23 protein-coding genes are annotated in these 20,372 nt (G+C 62.3%); 13 read left to right on the top strand and 10 right to left on the bottom strand.

The window, feature by feature from the left end; all coding sequences use genetic code 11:
• Positions 1 to 22: 22 nt before the first annotated feature.
• Genes I5L79_RS19845 through I5L79_RS19820 form a run of 6 tightly spaced genes read left to right on the top strand, consistent with a single transcriptional unit; the run spans position 23 to position 5,015 of the window.
• Positions 23 to 787 (top strand): conjugal transfer protein TraK, encoded by a 765-nt coding sequence (locus I5L79_RS19845; RefSeq protein ID WP_196956822.1) that lies wholly within the window; start codon positions 23 to 25, stop codon positions 785 to 787.
• Between the two features lie 27 nt (positions 788 to 814).
• Positions 815 to 1,723, top strand: a complete 909-nt coding sequence (locus I5L79_RS19840; RefSeq protein WP_196956821.1) for a DUF4138 domain-containing protein — start codon at positions 815 to 817, stop codon at positions 1,721 to 1,723.
• 13 nt (positions 1,724 to 1,736) lie between these two features.
• Positions 1,737 to 3,152: a conjugative transposon protein TraM gene (gene traM, locus I5L79_RS19835; RefSeq protein WP_196956820.1), complete on the top strand. Its 1,416-nt coding sequence runs from the start codon at positions 1,737 to 1,739 to the stop codon at positions 3,150 to 3,152.
• A 27-nt stretch (positions 3,153 to 3,179) separates the two neighbouring features.
• Positions 3,180 to 4,067 carry a hypothetical protein gene (locus I5L79_RS19830; RefSeq protein ID WP_196956819.1) on the top strand — a complete coding sequence of 296 codons (888 nt, stop codon included), beginning with the start codon at positions 3,180 to 3,182 and terminating at the stop codon, positions 4,065 to 4,067.
• Between the two features lie 4 nt (positions 4,068 to 4,071).
• Positions 4,072 to 4,611, top strand: coding sequence for a hypothetical protein (locus I5L79_RS19825; protein WP_196956818.1), 540 nt, complete (start codon positions 4,072 to 4,074; stop codon positions 4,609 to 4,611).
• A gap of 17 nt (positions 4,612 to 4,628) precedes the next feature.
• Positions 4,629 to 5,015: a hypothetical protein gene (locus tag I5L79_RS19820; protein ID WP_196956817.1), complete on the top strand. Its 387-nt coding sequence runs from the start codon at positions 4,629 to 4,631 to the stop codon at positions 5,013 to 5,015.
• Positions 5,016 to 5,137: 122 nt separating this feature from the next.
• Here the strand turns inward: I5L79_RS19820 and I5L79_RS19815 are convergent, their stop codons facing one another.
• The 3 genes from I5L79_RS19815 to I5L79_RS19805 all read right to left on the bottom strand — a co-directional run bounded on the left by I5L79_RS19815 (position 5,138) and on the right by I5L79_RS19805 (position 8,574).
• Positions 5,138 to 6,430: a type II toxin-antitoxin system HipA family toxin gene (locus I5L79_RS19815; protein ID WP_196956816.1), complete on the bottom strand. Its 1,293-nt coding sequence runs from the start codon at positions 6,428 to 6,430 to the stop codon at positions 5,138 to 5,140.
• Complete coding sequence (locus I5L79_RS19810) at positions 6,424 to 6,762, bottom strand: helix-turn-helix transcriptional regulator (RefSeq protein WP_196956815.1); 339 nt, start codon at positions 6,760 to 6,762, stop codon at positions 6,424 to 6,426. The genes I5L79_RS19815 and I5L79_RS19810 overlap by 7 nt, the downstream gene beginning before the upstream one ends.
• A gap of 564 nt (positions 6,763 to 7,326) precedes the next feature.
• Positions 7,327 to 8,574, bottom strand: coding sequence for a hypothetical protein (locus tag I5L79_RS19805; protein ID WP_196956814.1), 1,248 nt, complete (start codon positions 8,572 to 8,574; stop codon positions 7,327 to 7,329).
• 275 nt (positions 8,575 to 8,849) lie between these two features.
• Between I5L79_RS19805 and I5L79_RS19800 the strand changes: the two genes are divergently transcribed.
• Positions 8,850 to 9,401, top strand: a complete 552-nt coding sequence (locus I5L79_RS19800) for a heavy metal-binding domain-containing protein (RefSeq protein WP_196956813.1) — start codon at positions 8,850 to 8,852, stop codon at positions 9,399 to 9,401.
• Between the two features lie 86 nt (positions 9,402 to 9,487).
• On the opposite strand, the gene I5L79_RS19795 is transcribed toward I5L79_RS19800, so the two are convergent.
• From I5L79_RS19795 to I5L79_RS19765, 7 genes are all read right to left on the bottom strand, one after another.
• Positions 9,488 to 10,486 (bottom strand): DUF4396 domain-containing protein, encoded by a 999-nt coding sequence (locus I5L79_RS19795; protein ID WP_231403227.1) that lies wholly within the window; start codon positions 10,484 to 10,486, stop codon positions 9,488 to 9,490.
• Between the two features lie 61 nt (positions 10,487 to 10,547).
• Entirely contained in the window at positions 10,548 to 10,856 is a 309-nt protein-coding gene (locus I5L79_RS19790) for a phosphoribosylpyrophosphate synthetase (protein WP_196956812.1), read from the bottom strand.
• 44 nt (positions 10,857 to 10,900) lie between these two features.
• Positions 10,901 to 11,215: a DUF6122 family protein gene (locus tag I5L79_RS19785; protein WP_196956811.1), complete on the bottom strand. Its 315-nt coding sequence runs from the start codon at positions 11,213 to 11,215 to the stop codon at positions 10,901 to 10,903.
• An 84-nt stretch (positions 11,216 to 11,299) separates the two neighbouring features.
• Positions 11,300 to 11,929, bottom strand: coding sequence for a DUF305 domain-containing protein (locus I5L79_RS19780; RefSeq protein WP_196956810.1), 630 nt, complete (start codon positions 11,927 to 11,929; stop codon positions 11,300 to 11,302).
• A 111-nt stretch (positions 11,930 to 12,040) separates the two neighbouring features.
• On the bottom strand, positions 12,041 to 12,667 hold the full coding sequence (locus I5L79_RS19775) for a helix-turn-helix domain-containing protein (RefSeq protein WP_196956809.1): 627 nt from the start codon (positions 12,665 to 12,667) through the stop codon (positions 12,041 to 12,043).
• A 5-nt stretch (positions 12,668 to 12,672) separates the two neighbouring features.
• The gene (locus I5L79_RS19770; RefSeq protein WP_196956808.1) at positions 12,673 to 13,050 is read right to left on the bottom strand and encodes a cupredoxin domain-containing protein; all 378 of its coding nucleotides are present in this window, start codon (positions 13,048 to 13,050) and stop codon (positions 12,673 to 12,675) included.
• Between the two features lie 43 nt (positions 13,051 to 13,093).
• Positions 13,094 to 15,421, bottom strand: a complete 2,328-nt coding sequence (locus I5L79_RS19765; RefSeq protein WP_196956807.1) for a heavy metal translocating P-type ATPase — start codon at positions 15,419 to 15,421, stop codon at positions 13,094 to 13,096.
• A 371-nt stretch (positions 15,422 to 15,792) separates the two neighbouring features.
• Between I5L79_RS19765 and I5L79_RS19760 the strand changes: the two genes are divergently transcribed.
• The 6 genes from I5L79_RS19760 (at position 15,793) to I5L79_RS19740 (ending at position 20,368) form a co-directional block, all read left to right on the top strand.
• Complete coding sequence (locus I5L79_RS19760; protein ID WP_196956806.1) at positions 15,793 to 16,317, top strand: hypothetical protein; 525 nt, start codon at positions 15,793 to 15,795, stop codon at positions 16,315 to 16,317.
• 131 nt (positions 16,318 to 16,448) lie between these two features.
• A complete protein-coding gene (locus tag I5L79_RS23525; protein ID WP_262894915.1) occupies positions 16,449 to 16,580 on the top strand; it encodes a hypothetical protein in 132 nt (43 codons plus the stop codon).
• Positions 16,581 to 16,646: 66 nt separating this feature from the next.
• Positions 16,647 to 17,606, top strand: coding sequence for a heavy metal-binding domain-containing protein (locus I5L79_RS19755; protein ID WP_196956805.1), 960 nt, complete (start codon positions 16,647 to 16,649; stop codon positions 17,604 to 17,606).
• 53 nt (positions 17,607 to 17,659) lie between these two features.
• The gene (locus I5L79_RS19750; protein ID WP_196956804.1) at positions 17,660 to 18,382 is read left to right on the top strand and encodes a DUF305 domain-containing protein; all 723 of its coding nucleotides are present in this window, start codon (positions 17,660 to 17,662) and stop codon (positions 18,380 to 18,382) included.
• Between the two features lie 76 nt (positions 18,383 to 18,458).
• Positions 18,459 to 19,016, top strand: a complete 558-nt coding sequence (locus tag I5L79_RS19745) for a heavy metal-binding domain-containing protein (protein ID WP_196956803.1) — start codon at positions 18,459 to 18,461, stop codon at positions 19,014 to 19,016.
• Between the two features lie 104 nt (positions 19,017 to 19,120).
• A complete protein-coding gene (locus I5L79_RS19740) occupies positions 19,121 to 20,368 on the top strand; it encodes a TolC family protein (protein WP_196956802.1) in 1,248 nt (415 codons plus the stop codon).
• Positions 20,369 to 20,372 lie beyond the last annotated feature (4 nt).

Here is a 20,372-nt window from a genome sequence, read left to right as displayed (position 1 = left end):
GATGACTTAACCCGCATTTGCTATGGATTCTGCCAAAAACCTAAGTACCTCTTTCTCCACCATGCGCAACCTCGCCATGGGAAGCGTGCTGGCCCTGCTGCTCGTGGCGCTGGCGGCGGGATTCCTGGTGTACCGGGCCTACGAGAACAGCGGCCGGCGCGTGTACGTGGTCGGCCAAACCGGCTCGGTGGCCGCGCTCTCGGCGCCCACCACCGAAACGCACACCGCCTACGAGGCCCGCAACCTGGTGCGCAACTTCATGCTGACCATGTTCGGGCACGACCAGTACACCTACAAAACCAACCTGGATGCGGCGCTGCCGCTCATCGAAGGTCGCGGGGGTCGGCGCATCTACGACGGGTTCACCCGGGGTCAGGTGCTGCAGAATTACGAGCGTTACGCCGCCCGCAACGTGGTGACGGTGGACAGCGTGCTCGTGGACATGAATCACCGCCCCTGGTCGGGCCGGGTGTACATCAAGCAGCGCATTTTCATCGGGGGCGAGCAAAAGGAGCCCCTGCCGCTGGCCGCCAAGTTTAACCTGGTGGAAACCAACCGCTCGGATGCCAACCCCTACGGCCTGCTGATTACCAACTTCGACTACATCCCCTACAACCCGCAGGTGTCGCGCGAGGAGCTGCAAGCCCTGAAAGAGCAGGAAGCCGACCGGCAGCGCGCCCTGCAGGAAGCGCAGCGTAGCGCGGGGGCCGGAGCTCCCGACGCCGGCATCGCCCCGGTCTCCCCCGTGGCTCCTGGTCAGGCCTCGCCTGCAGCGCCCGGCAAATAAGTCTCTTCCTTTCTAAAGCGTATTCCTATGTTGTCTAAACTTCTGCTGGCCCTGGGCCTGCCGGTGCTGCTGGCCTCGGCCAGCTCAGCCCAAACCACTTCTGCCACGTCGGCCCTGCTGCGGCCGTCTTCCTCCGCAGTGCACGGCGCGCCCACGTTGCTGGACGTGGCCGTGTCGGACAGTTCCACCACCTACCTCGTGTTCAGCGGCCCCGTGTCGCTGGTCGACGTGGGCATGGCCAACAATTACCTGGTCAAGATTGAAGCCAACGCCGTGTTTGTGCGCGCCCGCCGCAAGGCCGCGCCGCCAACCCCCATGCTCATCCGCTTCGGCAGCAAGTACTGGATGGGACGGCTTGTGTACGTGAACCGCCCCGTGCTGCAGCTCTACGACTTTCAGAAAGACGGGGCCCTGGGCTTGAGCAATGGTGCTGGCTCTGTGGCAGGCGCGGCGCCGGAAAATGAGCTGGCACTGGACAAGGAGCGGGAAAAGAAAGCCGCGGTGGAGGGCAAGCTCTCCGCGCTGCGCAAGTCCAAGGAGGAGCACCAGGCGGTGGCCGTGGTCGACAACGACCTGGTGCTCTCGCTGGCCAACGTGCGCAATGACCGGGACTTTACCTACCTGCGCTTCAAAGTCATCAACCACTCGGCCATCGACTACAATGTCGATTTCACCGACTTCCAGCTGGTGGAAAATGCCCAAAAGAAGTTTCTGGCCAAGAAAAAGAACGAAGCGCGCCGCCCGCTGGCCCCCTCGGGTGGCGGGACCAACCAGGTCGTGTCGGGCCGCACCACCGGCTACCTGACCTACGCCATTCCGCTCTACGCGGCGACCGACCGGGGTTACCTGGAGGTGACGCTGCGCGAGTTGAACGGGGCCCGGGTACTGGTGCTGCCGGTGCCGTCGCGGGTCATCAATCGGGCCTCCACCATCTAATCCTGCCTTCTTTATGGAACCTGCAAACCCCCATACTCAATCTCATTCCACGGGCTCGGCCGAGCACAACGACCACGAACGCCTGGGAGCGGACCGGCCCACTGCTGACAAGGCAAAAGCAACTCCGCTGGAGGTGCTGCGCAACAACTGGATACCCCTGACTGGCCTGCTAGTCCTGCTGGTCGCCGGGGGCCTGTTCCTCTGGCTGCGCTCGGCCACGCAGGCCGCCCAGCAGCAGAAGGAAGTCGTGGCGGCGGCTTCGGAAAACATCGAGCCGGAGATTAAGGCTGCTCCCACGGAGCCAACCGCCCCCGTTTCGCCCTCGGCGCAAATCGAGCAGCAGCGGCGGCTGGAGCAGGAAGCTCAGAGCACGCCGGTTCGCCCCAACACCGACGAAGTAGTAGAAGCCTTTGTGGCCGATACCCTGGGCCAGGCCCTGCGCCGGAAGAGGCGGGCCGCGGCGGCTACCCTGGCTGCCCGTCGCCGGCAGGAGGAAGCCCGCTTGGCCGCGGCCGACGTGGACACAATTGAAACGACTCTACAAGACCCTACCACGGGTTCTTACCACGCGCAAACGCTGGTGGTGCCCCGGCGTCGACCTGGCCAGGTAATAGGCTCGACGGCCCGTCGGGTTAGCTACCGGGCTGGCCGGGGCTTGCGGACCGGGCTGCTGCCCGCGACCGATACCGACGGCACGCCCTTTGAAACGGACCCGGACGTGCTGGCCATGCTGGGCTCCTCGCCGCCCGAAACCCGCGCTGCCTACGAGCGCATGACCGGCAAGCGCTTCCGTGACCCCAAAGCGGCTGCGCAAACCCTGGCCAATCGTACCAACGCTTCCGGCAGGGATGGCTTCAACACCGTCAAGGTGGGAAACTCCGCCCGGATGATGGCCCAGGGCAGCCAGGCCGAGCTCACACCGGATGTGTTCTTCAAGTGCGTCATCAACGGCGAGCAGAAGGTGCGCACCGGCTCGGTGGTTTTGCTGCGGCTGCAGGAAGACGCCGTGGTGTCGGGCGTGACTTTCCCCAAGAATTCCGTCTTCGCTGGCATTGCCTCCGTGGGCACCAACAACGTGATGCTGGAAGTCAACCGCCTCGGGCCCACTCGGGTCGCGGCCAGCATCTACGACTACAACTACCTGCCGGGCATCATGATTGACCCGGTGAAGCGGGTCGCGAAGGATGCCAGCCTCGCGGGCCAGGACCTGCAGCAGCAATCCATGCAGGAAGTGAGCACCGCCATCGACCGCTCGGCCTCGGCTGCCAACTCGGTGGTGGGCGTGGGCGGGCGCGTGGCCATGAACGTGCTCAGCCGCCCGAAGACCCGCACCAAGCTGCGGGAGGTGCTGCTGCCCGATGGCTACCCCATCCTGATTACCACGGCCGCCGCCGGCCAGCTGGGACCGGCCACGGCGTCGGGACGCTAACCCTTTCCATTCACCAATTCTACAACCATGAAAAAGACTCTTTTTCCGGCCCTGGTGGCTGTCGCGTTGATACTTGTCCCGGCCGGTCAGGCCCGGGCGCAGATGGTCGTTAACGACCCGGTGCACATGGGCGTGCACATCGGCGACTTCGCCAAGCGTCTCGCGCAGTGGACCGAAACGGTCAAAAACTACCAGGTCGTGAAGGATGCCCGCCAGATTGCCGGCGTAACCAAGGACATCACCAGCGAAGTCCGCAGCCTGACGCAGGAAGCCCTGGACTTGCAGAAGCAGGTGCAGGCGGACCTGCGCAAGGTGCAAAGCATCCAGGATTTGCGGCTCTCCAACCCGCAGGAGCTGTTTGCGCGGGCCCTGGCCATGTCGGGCCGGAGCCAAACGAATCAGATGATGCCAGTCTATGCCAAGGCCCAGCGCCTGCGGCAGGCCCTGCAACTGACTAACCCCGCGCAGGACGTGAACACCATGTACGATGTGTTCTCGCGCTTCGGCAGCAGCTCCACCGACCCCAATGGCAACCTGACCAGCGACCAGTACCAGGCCAAGCGGGAGGAGTCGACGGTTTCCCTGTTCGCGGCCGAAGAGATGATGGCCAAGCGCAAGCTGGCCATGGCTGTTAACTACTACAAGATTGCCGACGAGATGACCGCGCAAAGCGTGGAGATGCAGGCCACCCTGAAAAACCCCGGCCGCTACGCCATGACGGAGGGGGAGCGGATGGCCGCCCTCAATTCCTCCAACGACAACATGATTAAGGCCATGCAGCTGCGCGAGCAGGGCGACCGCCTTTTCATGGAAGCCTCGCAGGCGGGGCCGGCCCATCAGGCCGCCGAAGCCGTGTACGCCTCGACCCTGAGCCGGAACGCGCTCATTAAAATGGACCGTAACCGGCCGCGCTAGCCCTATGAAAAAGCTTCTTTTGCTGGTGCTGTTGACCGCAGGGGCTGGCATCTTGCCGGCCTCCGCGCAGCGCCACGTTAAACACCTCGCCTCCTGGGGCGCCCACGTCGGCCGCTCTGCAAAGGGCGACTACTACGAGCTGAGCTACACGCCCATGCTCACCAACCGCCTGGCCCTGCGCCTGAGCGGCGGCTACGAACACGGTACGCTGCCGGCACGCGGAGAATATTCGGGTTTCCAGGGCCGCGTGCTGCTCTCCCCCCAACTGTTCCGCCTCGGGGAGGTGGTTTACTTCCACCTGCTGCTGGGCGCGGGCGCCGGCTACGAGTGGACCAACCAAAACGGCAGTGGGGAGCTGGCTGCCGGGTCGGCTGAGCCCCAGCGCTACACCTATGGCCCGCAAGCCGGCCTCGAAGCCGATGTCTTCCTGGGCAACCGCCTCTCCCTGGTCGCCACCGGCACCAAAGGCTACCTCTTCAATAACCCGCTCATTGACCGCTGGCCGGGTATGGCCAGCGTCGGCCTGCGCTATCACTTCCGCTAAACCTTCCTTTCTGAACTATGAAACGACTTGCCTATCTGCTGCTGAGCTACGCAGCCCTGACCGCGGCCGCTGGCTGCTCAAAAGATGACGCCACTCCCACCGGTCCGAAAGAATACCAGGTAGAATACAAGGTTATCTCAAACGCCCCGGCATCAGATTACCTGAGCTACACCAACGAAAGCGGCGGCAACACGACGCTTAACAATACGCCCCTTCCGGCCAGCTACCGATTTAAGCGCACCATGAAACGGGGCGACAACCTGACCATCCTGGCCAGCATCGACGGGGGCACGGCAGCCTCGGAAATCACCTGCGCCATTCTGCTGGATGGCAAAGAGGTGAAGAAAGAAACGGGCCGTGGCGTCGATGCTCAGGCCGTTCCGGTTTACGTTATCGAACAATAATTCATTTCACCACTCGTCCCCAATCGCAAGGTGCTCAACCACATTCTGGTTGGGCACTTTGCTTTTACCACCGGTAGTATCGACACCGGGTCCTTGCCTTAAAGAGCGAGGCCTTTGTCCTTTTACTGTAATTGCCGGTGCGCTCTGCCGATTGCGGCAGTCCGTTCCGGCGTCATTCCCGCCGCGTCGGCAAATTCCGGCCAGCGCGCCACCTGCGTGAGCACGTCGGCCACGAGGTCGTCGGCCCCGCGGATGTTCATTTCCCGGGCCACGGCCTTAAGGTCGGCCCGGTTAAAGCCTTCGCGCTTGCCGTTCAGTGACATCTGGTGCTGGCTCGTCCAGCGGTTGCCCGGCTGGTAGGCATAAGCCACGTCATAGGCCGGGGCCAGCCGCCACTGCCCGGCCAGGTCCATGAGAAAGGAGATATTTTTGGTGTGGTCGTCTTGGTTGCGGGCCACCACGTTGAACACCATCCGCCGAAAGAACTGCTCGGCCGCGGTATAGGGCAGGCGCAGCGTGCGCATCACTTGGAAGGCCTGCTCGTAGGAATAGGCGGCCGGCTGGTTGTAGTCGTAGTGCGCCAGCGCGCACAGCGTCTGGGCGTGCACCTTTTCGCCTTCCGCCGTGCGGTCAAAGCGTCGGGTCATGAAGTGGGCGCGGGGGCCTTCCTCGTACAGTCGACACTCGCTCATTTCCAACCCGCTGGCCCTGGCCATGAGGTAGTAGGCGTATTCCAGCCGGCCGAAATCCTGGGGGTCGGCCAAAGCTTGGTCGCGCACTCCGTCGAGCTTGAGCAGCCAGTAGCCGAAGCCTTCGGGTGCTGTCACCTGGCCCGAGCGCACCTCCTGGGTGTCTTCATTGAAGGCAATGATGGCCTTAGGCCGCGCCCCGCCGGCCGAGGTGCCCACCGCCAGCAGGGCCGCCAAGCCGTCCGCGGCCTCGTCGCGCAGGCTGGCTTGAAACCCTTCGCGCTGGTTGAGCACATCCTGGGCCAGGTGCACCAAGGCTTCGATTTCCAGGGATTGTGCTCCGGCCGCGCTGCTGCCTACTTGCGGCTCAAACTCCAGGGCTCCCATGCCGCGTTTGGCGATGTAGCACAGGCGCTCCACGGGCGAGAAGTCGGCCGGGTCGCGGCCCTGGGTAGCCAGCCAGGCGTTGATGAGCTGGTTGCCGAACCGGTCGGGCAGCGCATCGGCCAGCAGGCCGGGCAGCCCGTGGTAGGTTTCCCGGTTGAGCTGTGGAAACGCGTACACCTGGTCGGCGCGGGTGGGCAGGGGCATCATCAGCGGCGCCACGTTCAGGCCGGTCCGTACAAAGGCGGGGTCGTAGGCGAACGTTGCCAGGGACCGGGCCGCGTCCCAGCGCACGGCGCCGACTAGCTGCCCCCACAAGCGAACCAAAGCGAGGTCTACCATTCAGCGGGCGGCGGCGGAGGTGGGGTATTGGAAGTAGGTGGGTAGGCGTTGCGGCGCTGCTTTTTAGCCATGCGGGCCATAACCAACGGGCTGATTTCAGCTCTCGTCATCAAGGCGTCCAGCAACTCCAGTTGCTCGAGCGTGCGCAGCAATTGCACGAAGGTGAGCAGGGAGGTGGGTCGGCCGTGCTCAATCTGGCTCAGCGTGGCCCGGTCGATGCCCGCCGCGTCGGCCACCGCCTGCTGGGACTGGTTGCGGTTCAGGCGCACCTGGCGCAGACTGCTGCCCAGCTCGCGCAGGATGGCTAAATCAGAGAGGGCGTACCAATTCATGTTGTACAAACGCAACAAATATGGCCAAATGTAACCTATTTGTTGCGTTTGTACAACATCAAATGACACCTTTCTGGGTGTAGATTATGCAGAAAGCAGTCGTATAACTTTGGAAGCCACTACTCTGAACCCCGCATAACTTATCAATTACCTGACTGGGGCCATATGCCATGACGACTTACTTAAGGAACTTAACTATGGAAAGGCCACTGGTAAAGTCAGAATAATCACCTCACCGGGTATGGGCAACGGCCAGCCCGGGGCCCTTTATGAGCCCATTCAAATGACCATTCCCCTTCTTATAACTGCCTGTTCATTAATACTATAATAACTCCTACTGAACTTGCATTGTCTCGTAATGAGCCAATCATGAGCCAATTATCAACCCTTTAGCTTGGTTTCTGAACCACGGCCAATTGAGGCCTTTACTAACTATATCAAGCCCTTCCGGAAGCTTCCGGTAGCTTCCGGAAGGGCTTGAAACTGCACGTTTTTAGTGAAGTTGATTAGCGCGGAGCTATTCTAGGTATGCGGACTGGGTAGCGGAGAAGCTAGTGTAGGTTCCTAAACGCTTTTCGCAATCTTGCGCATGGCGGCCGGCGAGTCGCCAAACTTGCACAGCGCTTCGCAATGCTGGCGTAGCTCCGAGAACAAGATGTAGTGGATGGTCGCGCCGGCGGCGCGGATGGCCGGCCGCGAGAGCTGCGCCTGCACTTCCTTCTCGCGGGCGTCGGGCACCACCAGGTACAACGCCGTCGCGTTCTCGGGCATGGAAAACGCCAGGTCCGTCAGGCGCAGGATGCCGCTGTAGATGCTGGTGCTCTTTTCCACCTCGAAAGCAGCCACAACTCGGCTGGTGCCGGGCGCAAACCATACGATGTCAATCAGGCGGATGGTGCTGGCCACGTCGGCCGACACGGGCAGCTCGGGGTGCTGGTCGAGGCACAGGAAGGAGAGCTTCTGGCCCCCGCAGAGGCGGTTGCGGTCGTTGATGGCCGTCGTCACGTCGCAGCCCAAGGCCTTGCCCACGCGCAGCAAATGGTGCTGCATCTCGGTGTGCTGGTTTTCTTCCTGCGCTTCGGACTGCACCTCTTTGTGGCGCTTCTGGGCCTGCTGCTGGTACTTATCGCGCTCTTCGTCGGTGGTGAACTGCTGGTCGCCGGCAATCATCTTTTTCACGCCCACATCGAAGAGCAGGCCGCTCAGCGAGCCGTAGTCGAGGCTTAGGTGCTGGCGGTGCTCCTGATTGAGGTCGCGCAGCCGGTCGCGCATGCGCAGGTACTCCGGCCAGGAGCCCAGCTTAATTTTCTCCCCGAACAAGGCATTAAAGCCGTTGACGATGGCCGTGTTGCAGGGCGGCATCAGGGTCGGGTGCAGGAAATACAGGATGCTGGCCACGGCCGGACCCAGCCCCTTGATTTTGCGGCGGTCCAGAATGTCAATTTCGCGCAGCAGCTGCTGCTCGGTGGTGGCGGCCAGGCAGCTTTCCAGGAATTGCCCGAAGGCCCGCTTATTGTCCTCGTGCTCGTAGATGTCGGGGATGCGCAGCTTGGGCTTCCAGTAGAAGGGGTGGGCCGCGCCCTGAAACACCTGCTTTTGCTCGCTGATGACGCTGAGCACGAATTCGAGCGAGGTGCCCTTAAAGTCGTTGCCGAAGCTCCCGGCCTTGATGTCCTTGACCACCTGCTGCACCCCGCGCCGGATGGAGCGAAAGGCCTTCAACCGTTCCTCGTTGTTGATGAACCAGGTGTTGTAAACGGACTCGGGATCGGCCTTGTATTGCTGAATTAAAGGAGGTAGAGCGGCAGACATAAAGGAGCGTAAGGCCAATAAAGCGGCTAAGATGCACAGAAGCGCGCAATAGCGTTCCGCTTCAATCAAGCGCGTTATTTAAGACTTGGCCGTAGGGCACTTACAGGCTCCGCAGGGAATACCTGAAGGGAAGCTATTTAGTCCCGCCGCCACTTTTTTGACGGATTTGGCACAAATGATGTTTACAGCCCAGCAACTAAGCCGGCACTTCTTTTCTGTTGAACTACTGTTCATGCTACTGGCTTTTAGGACACAACCTACCTCCAACTTCCCCCATGAAAATTTCGCACTTCCTGCTGGCCGCTACGTTGTTCGCCGCCCCGCTTTCTCTTTCGGCTCAGCACAGCCACAAACCCGGCGCTGCCGCTCATGGCCATAAGGCTGTGGGTGAAACCCACTCCCATAAATCCCCCCACGGAGGCACGGTGCGCACGGCGGGCAAATACCACATCGAGCTGGTACAGCACGCCAACGAGGTGCACGTGTACCTGCTCGACGGCAAGGAAAACTCCTTGGCCGTTGACCGCACCACCGGCTCCGTCATGCTGCTCAGCACAACGGGCAAAACCAGCACGGTAAAGCTCACGCCCGCTGGCGACCATTTGGTGGCCGCTCTGCCCGCCGGCTCGATGTTGCGCACGGCCATCGTGAGTGTGAAAGCCAACGGCAGCTCGCTCAGCGCCCGGTTTGAAAAGCTGGACGCGGCCGCCAAAGCCAGCCCGGCGGCAGGCACGGCTTATGAGTGCCCCATGAAGTGCGAAGGCTCGGCCAGCGACAAGCCCGGCAGCTGCCCCAAGTGCGGCATGGCCCTCGTTAAAAAAGCCTAAAGGCTACTTAGCTGCCGCAGGCACACGTCCGACCTATTTGTTTAGCCAGCGCAGTCCCATCATTCGTTTGGGGCCGCGCTGGCTATTTACATTCGGTGGCCCGGCATGTCCATGCCGGGCATGGCCTCCATAGGTACCCCCGGCCGCATGGTTAAGTCGCCGTAGCGGGCCGCCAGCCAATACCCCGCCGCCAACATCAGCAGAGTGAGCAGGGTAACCACGGCTTTGCGCAGCCCCGACACCTGAGCCCCCCCGCTCATGTCCATGCCCGGCATCGCGGCCATGTTGTGCCCGGTAGCTGAAGGAGACGCGGACTGGCCGTGGCTCATGCCGGCCATGCCAGCCATCGTATGACCCGCGTGGGCGGAAGCCGCCGCTTCCGGCAAGGGCGAGCCGCCGTGGCCCAGGGCTCGCTCGGTCCCCATCCCGTGCTTGAGCTTGTTCTTTACCAGCCAGTAGTTCACTGGGTAAGAAACCACCACGCCCACCAAGGTAGCCGCCGACATCGAGGCCCAAAACCAGGGGGAATTGGCTTCCATGGCCCGCATGTCCCGGGTCATCAGGATGACCATAGTCGGCAGCATGCCGGCCATCATGGCGTTCATCGACATCCACTCCGGCAGAAACGACTCGCGCACTGCTTCCCCATAGCTCAGGCCCATCATGTCCTTCATAAACAGGGCCTGGAAAATGAACAGCCCAAAGGCAAAGCCGGCGGCGTACTCCAGCCAGATGTCCACGCCCATGCTCAAACCAAAGTAGCCCGTAATGGCGGCGGCTACAATGATGCCCGTGGCGTCGCCGGCGGCGCAGTGAATGGTGGAGCCCACCGCCTGCTTCCAAAGCGGGGCAATGAACTGTTCGTGGGTGCCGGGCGATGGCTCCCGGCAGGAAAACCAGTACACCAGCAGGCCCACCGGCCCGGTGTAGAGCGTCACCAGCACCCAGCCCCACTTCATCACCTTCATTTCCGGGGTGCTGGTAAACAGGTCCCAGGCCACGTAGGCCACGGACAGGGCCGTCAAGGCAAACCAAATCCACAACAAATACTCGGGAAACAGGGGTTCAGGCATCTGGTGCTGCATGGGGCAGGGAAGTAAGTGAAACAGAGAGATGGCAAAAGAACATACCTAAAAGGCCGGAGCCTTAGCGGGGCGGCAGGCGCAGCTGGGCCTCCATGGCGGCGGTCAGGGGGTCAGCGTATACGCCGTAGGCATTGACGAGCACGCCCCGCAGGTCGAGGCCGGGGGCGCTGATGGCGTACAGGATGGACTGGTCGGCCGGGTCGGAGGGCCCCTCGAACCGAAAAACGGCGTCCACCTTAAACTGTTCGGGCGCCAGCCGCAGGTCGCGGGCCGCGCAGTACAGGCAGTCGGGCCGCAGGTTAAAGTCCTCAGTGTAGCCACGGCCGCGCAACTGCTGCATGGCGGTGGAAAGCGTATCGGAAGGTTCCATAGAACAGAAGCAAGAAAAGAGAGCGCAAGGCACTGGACAGCTGATTACTGCGGCCAGATGATGCCCAGTTGCCAGCACTCGGCGTAATCGAGGGCCATGTGCAGCAAAAAGCCCACGCCCCACACGCGGGTAACCCGTGGAAAGAGCATCAGCACGTAGCCGCCCATGGCCCAGTAAGTATGCAGCAGGTGGTAGTTGATACTACAGCGAGCGGGGTCGAACATGGGCGTGGCCAGCACGTGGTCCACGTCCAGCAACAGCGCCGCCGCCAAAATGAGCCAGGCCCGGCGCCAGCGGGGCCGGTAAAACAGCAGGGCCACGACCCCGGGCACCAGCAAGTGGAGAAGAGCGTGCACCATAGGCAGCAGACAGAAGGAAAAGAGGAAGCAATGAAAAGAGCGGCCCCGAAGAGCCGCTCACTTCAACTGAATGCAGCGGGATGACTAGTACTTCTTATTTTTAAGCAGCCAGTCCTGCAGCTCTTTAATTTCCATTTGCTGGTCGGCAATGATTTTGGTGGCCATGGTCTTGGGCGTGGTCTCGCGGCCCAGGGACAGTTCGTCCTCGCTCATCTCGATGGCGCTGGTGTGGTGGTCAATCATGAGCTGGGCAAAGTCCTGGTCCGCGTCGCCGGTGAGCACGCGCAGGTCGTTGTTCTTGTCCATGGTTTCCATGGCCATCATGGCGCGGTCCATGAATTCCATCACCATCGGGGCATGGGCCGGGTGGCTGGTCAGAAAGGCGTTGAACTGCGTGATTTCCGCTTGCTGCGCCGCTATCATCTTCTGGGCAATGTCTTTGATGGTGGCGTCGTCGCCGTCGCTGAGCTCCTTCTGAGCCATTTTGATGGCGCCGGTGTGGTGCATCACCATCATCTTGGCGTAGTCGTTGTCGGGGTCCATGGTGGCGGTCATCATGTCCATCTCCTTGCTCATGTCGTGCATGATGGTCATGAAGGCATTCTGGTCGTGGGGCTGCACCATGAGGCCATCGGCGTCGTCCTTTTTACAGGAAGTCAGGGCACCAAAGGCCAGCAGGGAAGCCAACAAGGGGAGGCGGAAGGAATGTGGCATGGAAAAGGATTTTTAGTCGGAATGATGGAGCAAATGCTCCTGCTTCTTAACGGACTAAGCCCCCCCTGGTATGCGCACAATTTGCCCTCCGGCGTTGTAAAGTTTCCAGCTTTAGGCCAAGTTGTGCAGGCTCAGCCGGCCCGCGCTGCCCGGGCCCAGGGCCTGGAAGTCGGACGGGGACATGCCCGTCACCTGCCGGAACTGGTTGGTCAGGTGCGCCGCGCTGCTGTAGCCCAGCAGGCGGGCCACTTCGGCCACCTTGGCGTCCTGGTAGCTGAGCAGCTCCTTGGCGCGCTCCACCTTCTGGCGGATGATGTACTTCTCCAGCGTCAGGCCCTCACGCAGCGAGAACTGATGCGAGAGGTAGGCGTAGGAGCGGCCCAGCCGCTCGCTGATGAAGTGTGAGTAGGTCTGATAGGGCTGCTGCTCGGCCGGGGTGTAGTGGATGAGCTCCACCACCAGGGCCTTGACCTGCTCCACGAGCTGGTCGCGCGGGTCGTTGACGAGCGCGAAGCCGAACGCCTGCAGCGCGGCCTCCACCACCGGCATGTCCACCGGGCTGCCATCGGCCATGCGCACGTTGGCGGCACCCAGGGCCACGTTGTCCACCACCAGCCCGACCTTCTCCAGCTCGCGCTGCACCACCCGCAGGCAGCGGGGGCACACCATGTTGCGAATGAAGAGACGGGTGGCCCCGGCCGCGGGGGCCGGCAACACCGAAGTGGCGGATTGCAGCATGACGCTTATTTAACGACGAGGCTCCCCCGCAGCATGTGCATGCCGCAGGTGAACTCAAAGGTACCGGCTTGCTTCGGCAAAAACTCAATGGCCGTGGTTTTAAACGGCGCCAGGTCCCGGCGGATGTTGAAATCGGGCAGCAGCAGCTCTTCGGAGCAGGTACCTTCCTCGTCGCGGTAGAAATTTAGCTGCACGGGCTTGCCGTGCTCCACCTCGATGACGTTGGGCGAGTAGCCGCCCTTCACCACGATGTCCACCTGCTGCACGCCCGCCGAAGAGGACACAGCCGCCGCCACCCGGTGCGGGGCCAGGAAGAAAAACCAGCCCACGAACGCCAGCAGGCCCACGCCCACCAGGGTCACAATTATCTGAGAAGTATCCATAAGAACGAGAACAAAAGGGAGAAAAAATAGCCCCGCGTTAGGCCTATGCCTTATAGCCGCGCAGGCGCAGTGAGTTGGTGAGCACCGACACCGAGCTCAGGGCCATGGCCGCGGCGGCTATCATAGGGGAAAGAGTCCAGCCCGTGAAGGGGTACAGCAGCCCCGCCGCAATAGGAATGCCCAGCGTGTTGTAGATGAAGGCGAAAAACAGGTTCTGCTTAATCGTGCGCATGGTCTGGCGGGAGAGGTCGATGGCCGTGACCACGCCCTGCAGGTCCGAGCGCATGAGCGTGATGCCGGCGGCTTCCATGGCCACGTCGGTGCCCCCGCCCATGGCCAGGCCGATGTCGGCCTGCGCCAGGGCGGGCGCGTCGTTGATGCCGTCGCCAACCATGGCCACCACCCGGCCTTCGGCCTGCAGCTCTTTCACTTTGCTGGCTTTGTCGGCCGGCAGCACTTCGGCAAAGAAGCGCTTGATGCCGACCTGCTCGGCCACCTTAGCGGCCGTCTGCTGATTGTCGCCGGTCATCATCACTACTTCAATGCCGTCCGCCTGCAAGGCCTGAATGGCTGCCAGACTCGACTCACGCACCGTATCGGCTACCCCAATCAAGGCAGCCACGTGCCCGCCGATGGCGGCGTAGAGCACCGTTTTGGCCTGGCTCAGCAGTTGGGCCGCGGCTTGCTCGGTATCAGTGGAAAGCACCACGTTGTTTTCGCTGAGCAGGCGCCGGTTGCCGAGCAGGATTACCTGCCCGTCGACGGTGGCCCCGGCGCCCCGGCCCTCGTAGGCCTGAAAGGCGGTGGCTGTGAGCGGTGCGCTATTCTGGGCATCGGCGTAGCGCACCACTGCTTCGGCCAGGGGGTGCTCGCTTTGCCGTTCTACGGCCGCCAACAGGGGCAGCAGATGGGCGGGCGTGTCGCCGTTGGTGGGCACAAAGTCAGTCACGGCGGGCTCACCCCGGGTAATGGTGCCGGTTTTGTCCAGCAGCACGGTGGTTACTTTCTCGGCTTTCTCCAGGGCCTCGGCGTTGCGAATCAGCACACCGTGCTCAGCGCCTTTGCCGGTGCCCACCATGATGGCCGTGGGCGTGGCCAGCCCAAGGGCGCAGGGGCAGGCAATGATGAGCACGGCCACGAAATTGACCAGCGCCAGCGGCACGCGGCTGGCTTCGGGGGCCAGGTCAAACCAGAGCAAGAACGTAGCAATGGCAATCATGATGACCACCGGCACGAACACGGCGCTGACCTTGTCGGCCAGCTGCTGGATGGGCGCGCGGCTGCCCTGGGCTTCCTCTACCAACTTCACAATCTGGGCCAGCATGGTTTCGGCGCCCACCTTACTAACGCGAAAGCGAAAGGAACCGGTCTTGTTGAGGGTAGCCCCGAACACGTTGTCGCCTTCCTTCTTCTCCACCGGCAAGCTCTCGCCGGTGAGCATGCTCTCGTCCACGGCCGAGCTGCCGGTGAGTATCATCCCGTCAGTAGCTACCTTCTCGCCCGGGCGCACTACCACTTCGTCGCCCACCAGCACCTGCTCGATAGGCACGTCGATTTCCTGGCTGCCCCGCACCACTCGGGCGGTTTTGGCTTGCAGCCCCATCAAGGCCTTGATGGCGGCCGAGGTTTTGGACTTGGCCCGGCTTTCGAGCACCTTGCCGAGCAGAATCAGGGCAATGATGGTGGCCGTGGTATCATAGTACACCTCCGGCATGATGTTGTGCTGCCGGAACCAGTCCGGAATCAGCGTCGCGGCCAGGCTGTACAGGAACGCGGCGCCCGTACCAACAGCAATGAGCGTATCCATGCTGGCCGTGCGGTGCAGGAAGCCGTTCCAGGCGGATATAAAGAACTCGCGGCCGCTGTAGAGCAGCACCGGCAGGGTAAGGGCCAGCAGCACGTAGTTCAGGACGGGCATCGAGACGCGGCTCATCATGGCAGGCCAGAGCATGAGCATACTTAAGGCCATGACAATGACGGCCAGCACCACCGCTACCTGAAAGCGGCGCTTCAGGCTCTCGTAAGCGGCGGCCTTGCGGGCCTCAAGCTCTTCGTCGGAGGCCAGCACGTTGGCAGCCACGGCCGGATTAGCTTCGTGTACACCATAGCCGGCCTGCTCGACGGCGGCTTTGAGGCCGGCGCGGTCAATCTGGCCCGGCAGGAACTCAATAGTGGCTTTTTCACTGGCCAGGTTTACGGTGGCGCTTTTGACACCGGGCGTGCGGCTCAGGGCCTTTTCCACAAAGTTGGAGCAGGAAGCGCAGGTCATGCCCTCGATGTTGAGGGTTGCCGTTTCAGTGCCAGGGGCCGGCACCGGGGGCGGACCCACGGGCGCCGCCGGTGCTGGATGGTGATGATGAGTGGTTTCCATAAGTAGTAAGGTACAGGGCAAAGCAGCAGCAAACCGCTGACGTCCTAATCAACACCAACTAAACTCCTTTCCGTTGGCAATAGATGTGTAGAATTGAGCCTAGCACTTACAACATTCACGGCCCAAGTCATCTTTCTGAATCGGGTGTATATGATTAGGCTATCAGGCTTGTAAAATTTCCAGCGCTGGAGAATGACGAGCATCTCGTGCCGGGACTTGATTGACGGGCTAAAGAGCTGGTTACCGCACTAAAACCCGCATTTTCAACGGCATAGAAGATGAGTAGTTGAAGCCAGCTGCCCGTAGGGAGGGGGCAAGCACATGGCGGGCCTTTCAAACCTTTCGAATAATTTTGTCGTTGCTTCGTACCAATGTTCCGACTCAAGACCCATTCCCGACGCACGATGGCGGCCTCCTTGCTGGTGGTCTTCCTCAACGTGTTCTTTGGGCAGGTCGTCTGCGCGCTGGCCATGCCGGTCGCGCCGGCCGTCGGACAGCCGCATCAGCACCCGGCCGGTACGCTGGCCCATGAGCATAAGCAAGAGCACAAGGCGCCGCACTCCCACGAGGAAGGTCATTCCCATGGGAAAGAGCCCGGCGCTACGGCCAAGCACGAGCACCACGAGAGCGAAACCCCGGCACCGCACAAGCACGGTTCCAAGGGAGCCTGCTGCCAGGACGATGCCGCTGCCGTGTGGGCCTCGCTGGCCCATCCGCCGAAAGCCGGCATTGAGAAGATGGCATTCATGCCGGTGGCATTGCCCCCGGCCCCGCTGGCCCTGGTGGTCCGCTTTCAACAATGGGACCGCACGCGGCCCGTGCTGCTGGTGGCTCGCCGGCAGCTAAAACCCAAAATACCCGACATCCGCATTTTCATCCAGTCGCTGACTGTCTGATTAATCCGACGCGCTAAGGCTCGCGCCGGCACAGCTATGCTGTGTCCGGGGCGGGCCTTTTCGTTTGCCCGTCGCGCCGCCTAAGCTGGCTTTTCCTCCTCTTCCATCTTCCGGGATTACCCTTCTCCGCAATGAAAGATTGCTGCGAACCGGCCGCCGGCCCGTCCCCCCGCGGGCCGCTACGCCGCCTGCTCACGGGCTTGCTCTACGCCGTGCTGGCCGCCGCACTGGTCTTCGTGCTCTGGCAGCAGTGGCAGGCCTAACGCGGCTCCTGCTGCCGCCGAGGTCGCCACTGCTGGCGCCTCCTTTTCTCACCCAATTCCCATTTTATGTTTCGCTTACCCGTTTCCCTGCTGGCCGTCGCCGGCCTGCTCACTGTGGCCAGCTGCTCGTCCGATTCCGCGTCGAGCAGCGCCACCAACACCGTTACGACGCCTACGGACGGGCCGGCTGAAGGCACGGCTGACCACGCCAGCGGCCACACCTACGCCTGCCCCATGCACCCCGAGGTGACCAGCACCAAGGAAGGGGAGAAGTGCCCCAAGTGCGGCATGAACCTGGAGCACAACGATAAAGTGGCCAATGGCAAGTCGTACGCCATGAAGTTCGAGCCGCAGCCCGTGCAGCTCACGGCCGGCCAACCCTCGCAACTGGTTTTCACGCCGCAGGAAGTCGGCAACGAGGCCGCCCCCGTCCCGCTGGCCGTGGTGCACGAGAAGAAGATTCACCTCATCATCGTCAGCAAAGACCTGGGCCAGTTCTACCACGAGCACCCCGAGTATACCGCCCAGGGCAACTACAAAGTGCCCTACACCTTTCCCAAGGGTGGCGACTACGTGCTGTTTCAGGACTACACGCCCACGGGCTCGGGCCACCAGCTGGGCCGCCAGCCTGTTTCGGTGAAGGGTCCGGCCTACACGCCGGTCAAGTTCAAAAACGACGACATGCAGTGGAGCCAGGATGGCTACTCGGCTACCCTGGCGTTTGACAAGCCCCTGAACACCGGCCAGCTGCTGGGCATGAAAATCACCATCAGCAAGGACGGCCAGCCCGTGACCGACCTGGATAACTACCTCGGCGCGCTGGGCCACGTGGTGGTCATCAGCGAAGACACCGAGCGCTACCTGCACGTGCACCCCAACGACCAGGCCGACAAAGGCCCCGCCATCGGCTTCAACACCAACTTCGAGGCCCCCGGCCTCTACCGCGTCTTCCTGCAGTTCAACCACGCCGGCAAGATTCACACCGGCGACTTCACCATCAACGTGCAGGGCCCGGCTGCCAGCTAAGTCTCATCCCGCTTACCAGTTCCTTTTTCCAACCCTCAACCAATCCAAAAACCATGAAAAAGTCCGCTTTTTTCCTCGCCGCCCTCTGCTCGGGCTCCCTGCTGGTAGCCTCTTGTAGCAGCGACAAAACCACTGATACCACGGCGACGACCACCGAAACGACCGCAACTGATGCCACCGCTTCCGGCGACATGGCTGGCATGGACCAGTCCAAAATGGCCGAGGGCAGCATGGCCGGCGACTCGCCGCTGATGGCGTCGATGAACGACATGATGGCCAAGATGAACGCCATGAAGATGAAGGGCAACACCGACCACGACTTTGCCCACCACATGATGGAGCACCACCGCGGCGCCATTGCCATGGCCGACATCGAGTTGCGCGACGGCAAGGATGCCACCATGAAGCAGATGGCCGAGAAAATCAAGGCCGACCAGCAGAAGGAAATCGGCGAGTTGGAGCCCATTGCCGAGCGCCTGGATTCCGCCCCCAACAATTACAAGCCCATGGACCCGGCCGACCCCTTCACCAGCAAAATGAAGGCCTCCATGGACGGCATGATGCAGAACATGCCCAAAATGGTGGCGGACCCGGACATGAATTTCAACATGATGATGAGCGTGCACCACCAGAGCGCAGTGGACATGGCCAAGGCCGAACTGGCTCACGGCAAGGACACCAAGCTCAAGGAGATGGCCCAGAAAATGATTGACGCCCAGCAGAAGGAAATCGCCGATTTCAAAGCTTGGCACGACCAGAACGCCGACAAGATGTAATCCCGGGAGGCGGGTAGCGGCCGTTACCCGCCCCCACCCTTACCCCTTCACACCAACCCCATTTTCTAGTTTCCCCATGAAGATTTTAGGAATTTCATTTGTTGCCGCCGCGCTTTTCGCCCTCGCTCCGCTGGCCTCCCAGGCCCAGCATTCCCACGCTGCGGGGGCAGCCGACAAGCACATTGCCCCCGGCGAAACCCACGCCCACAGCGCCCCGCACGGCGGCATGGTGCGTTCGGCCAAGCCCTACCACATGGAGCTGGTGCAACAGCCTACCGAGCTGCGCATCTACCTGCTCGGTGACAAGATGGCCGCCGTGCCCAACTCCACCCTATCCGGGTCGGTGATGGTACAGACCACGAACAACAAAACCATCACGGTACCCCTGACGGCCGGCGGCACGGACTACGTGGTGGCCAAGCTGCCCGCGAAAGCCAAAGCCCGTACGGCCATTGTGAGCCTGAAAAACGGCAGCGAGGCCCTCAACGTGCGCTTCGACAAGCTGGATACCGACGCCAAGGCTGGTAAGTCTGTGTCGGCGGCTTATGAATGCCCCATGAAGTGCGAGGGCAGTGCCAGCGACAAGCCCGGCAGCTGCCCCAAGTGCGGCATGGCCCTGGTCAAAAAAGCCTAGGCGGAGCCTGTTTTTCGGACGCAGGGCGTCCGGGCCTTTCTCCGTCTTGGGTCGTCTGCTGCTGCAACGGTGGGCGGCCCTTTGACCGGCTTTAACCTGATTATATGAAGTACTTGAAAATGACACGCGTGGCGAACCGATTGCTGCTGCTAGCCCTGGTGCTCCTCGGCTTGAGCCCGGCCGGGGTGCATGCGCAAACCGTTATTGGCCTCGACAGCGCTGAGGCCCAGACCCTGCGCCGGCACCCGCGGCTGCGGCAATCCGACCGGGAGATTGAGGAGCAGCGCGCCCTCAAGCGCGGCTCTTTCGCGCCTGCCAACCCGGACTTTCTGTTCTCGGCGCCCACGGGCGAGATGTGGGCCCCGGGCGTGGTGCAAACCATCGACCTGCCCAACGTGTATCGCCAGCAGTCCCGTGTGGCGCAGGCCGGCATCACCCTGGCCGAGCGCAACCGCGACGTAAGCCGGGCCAGCGTGCTACGCGACACTCGCCTGGCCTATTTGAGTTTGCAGTTCGCCGAGGCGCAGGTGCGGCAGCTCACCTACCAGGATAGCTTGTTCCGGGTGCTGCGCCAAGCTACTGAGCGCCTGTTCACGGCCGGCGAAGTCACCTCGCTGCAGCGCATCAGCACCGACGCCGAAGCCCGGCAGGTGACCGTGCAGCTGCAGCAGGCCACCGCCGACAGGCAGGCCGCTCAGCGCCGCCTGGGGCTCTTGCTAGGGCGGCCCAACGAAGCGCTGGCCACCAGCACCGACCTAGGCCGTACCGGCGCGGAACTGGCCCAGACCGGCACGGCCCTGCTTGCGGGCCTGCCCGCCGAAGACAGCAGCGCCTTGGTGCGCAGCCCCACGCTGGCGGCCGCCGCGCAAAACGTGGCCCTGAGCCAGTCCGGCATCAGCCTGGTGCGGGCCCGCCGTACCCCGGCCCTAACGGTGGGCTATCAAAACCAGGCCTTTGAGAACTCCGCGCTCAAGTACCGCTTTCAATTCGGCGTGTCGGTGCCCATCTGGTTCTGGACCTACCGCTCCCAGCTGCAGGCCGCCACGGCCCGCTCTCAGGCCGCCAGCTACCAGCTGCAGGCCCAGCGCCTGGAGCTGAGCAGTCAATACCAGCAGGCCCTGGCCGACACGCGCAAGTTCTCGGCCTCGTTGGGCTATTACGAGCAAACCGGCCTGCCCCAGTCACGGGCCATCATCAGCCAGTCCCAGCGCCTGTTCCAGGCCGGGGAAGTGAGCTACCTGCAGCTCATCCTGAGCTTAAATCAGGCCTTTGCCATCCAGAATACCTACCTGACCACCATCCGCGACTACCGCCAGGCTTTGGTCGAGCTTAACTACCTGCGGGGCGAATAACCGT

The organism is Hymenobacter guriensis (assembly GCF_015773195.1).
Classification (GTDB): Bacteria; Bacteroidota; Bacteroidia; order Cytophagales; family Hymenobacteraceae; genus Hymenobacter; species Hymenobacter guriensis.
The sequence above is the reverse complement of the archived record's forward strand: the minus strand, read 5'-3'. Positions and strand labels throughout refer to the sequence as shown.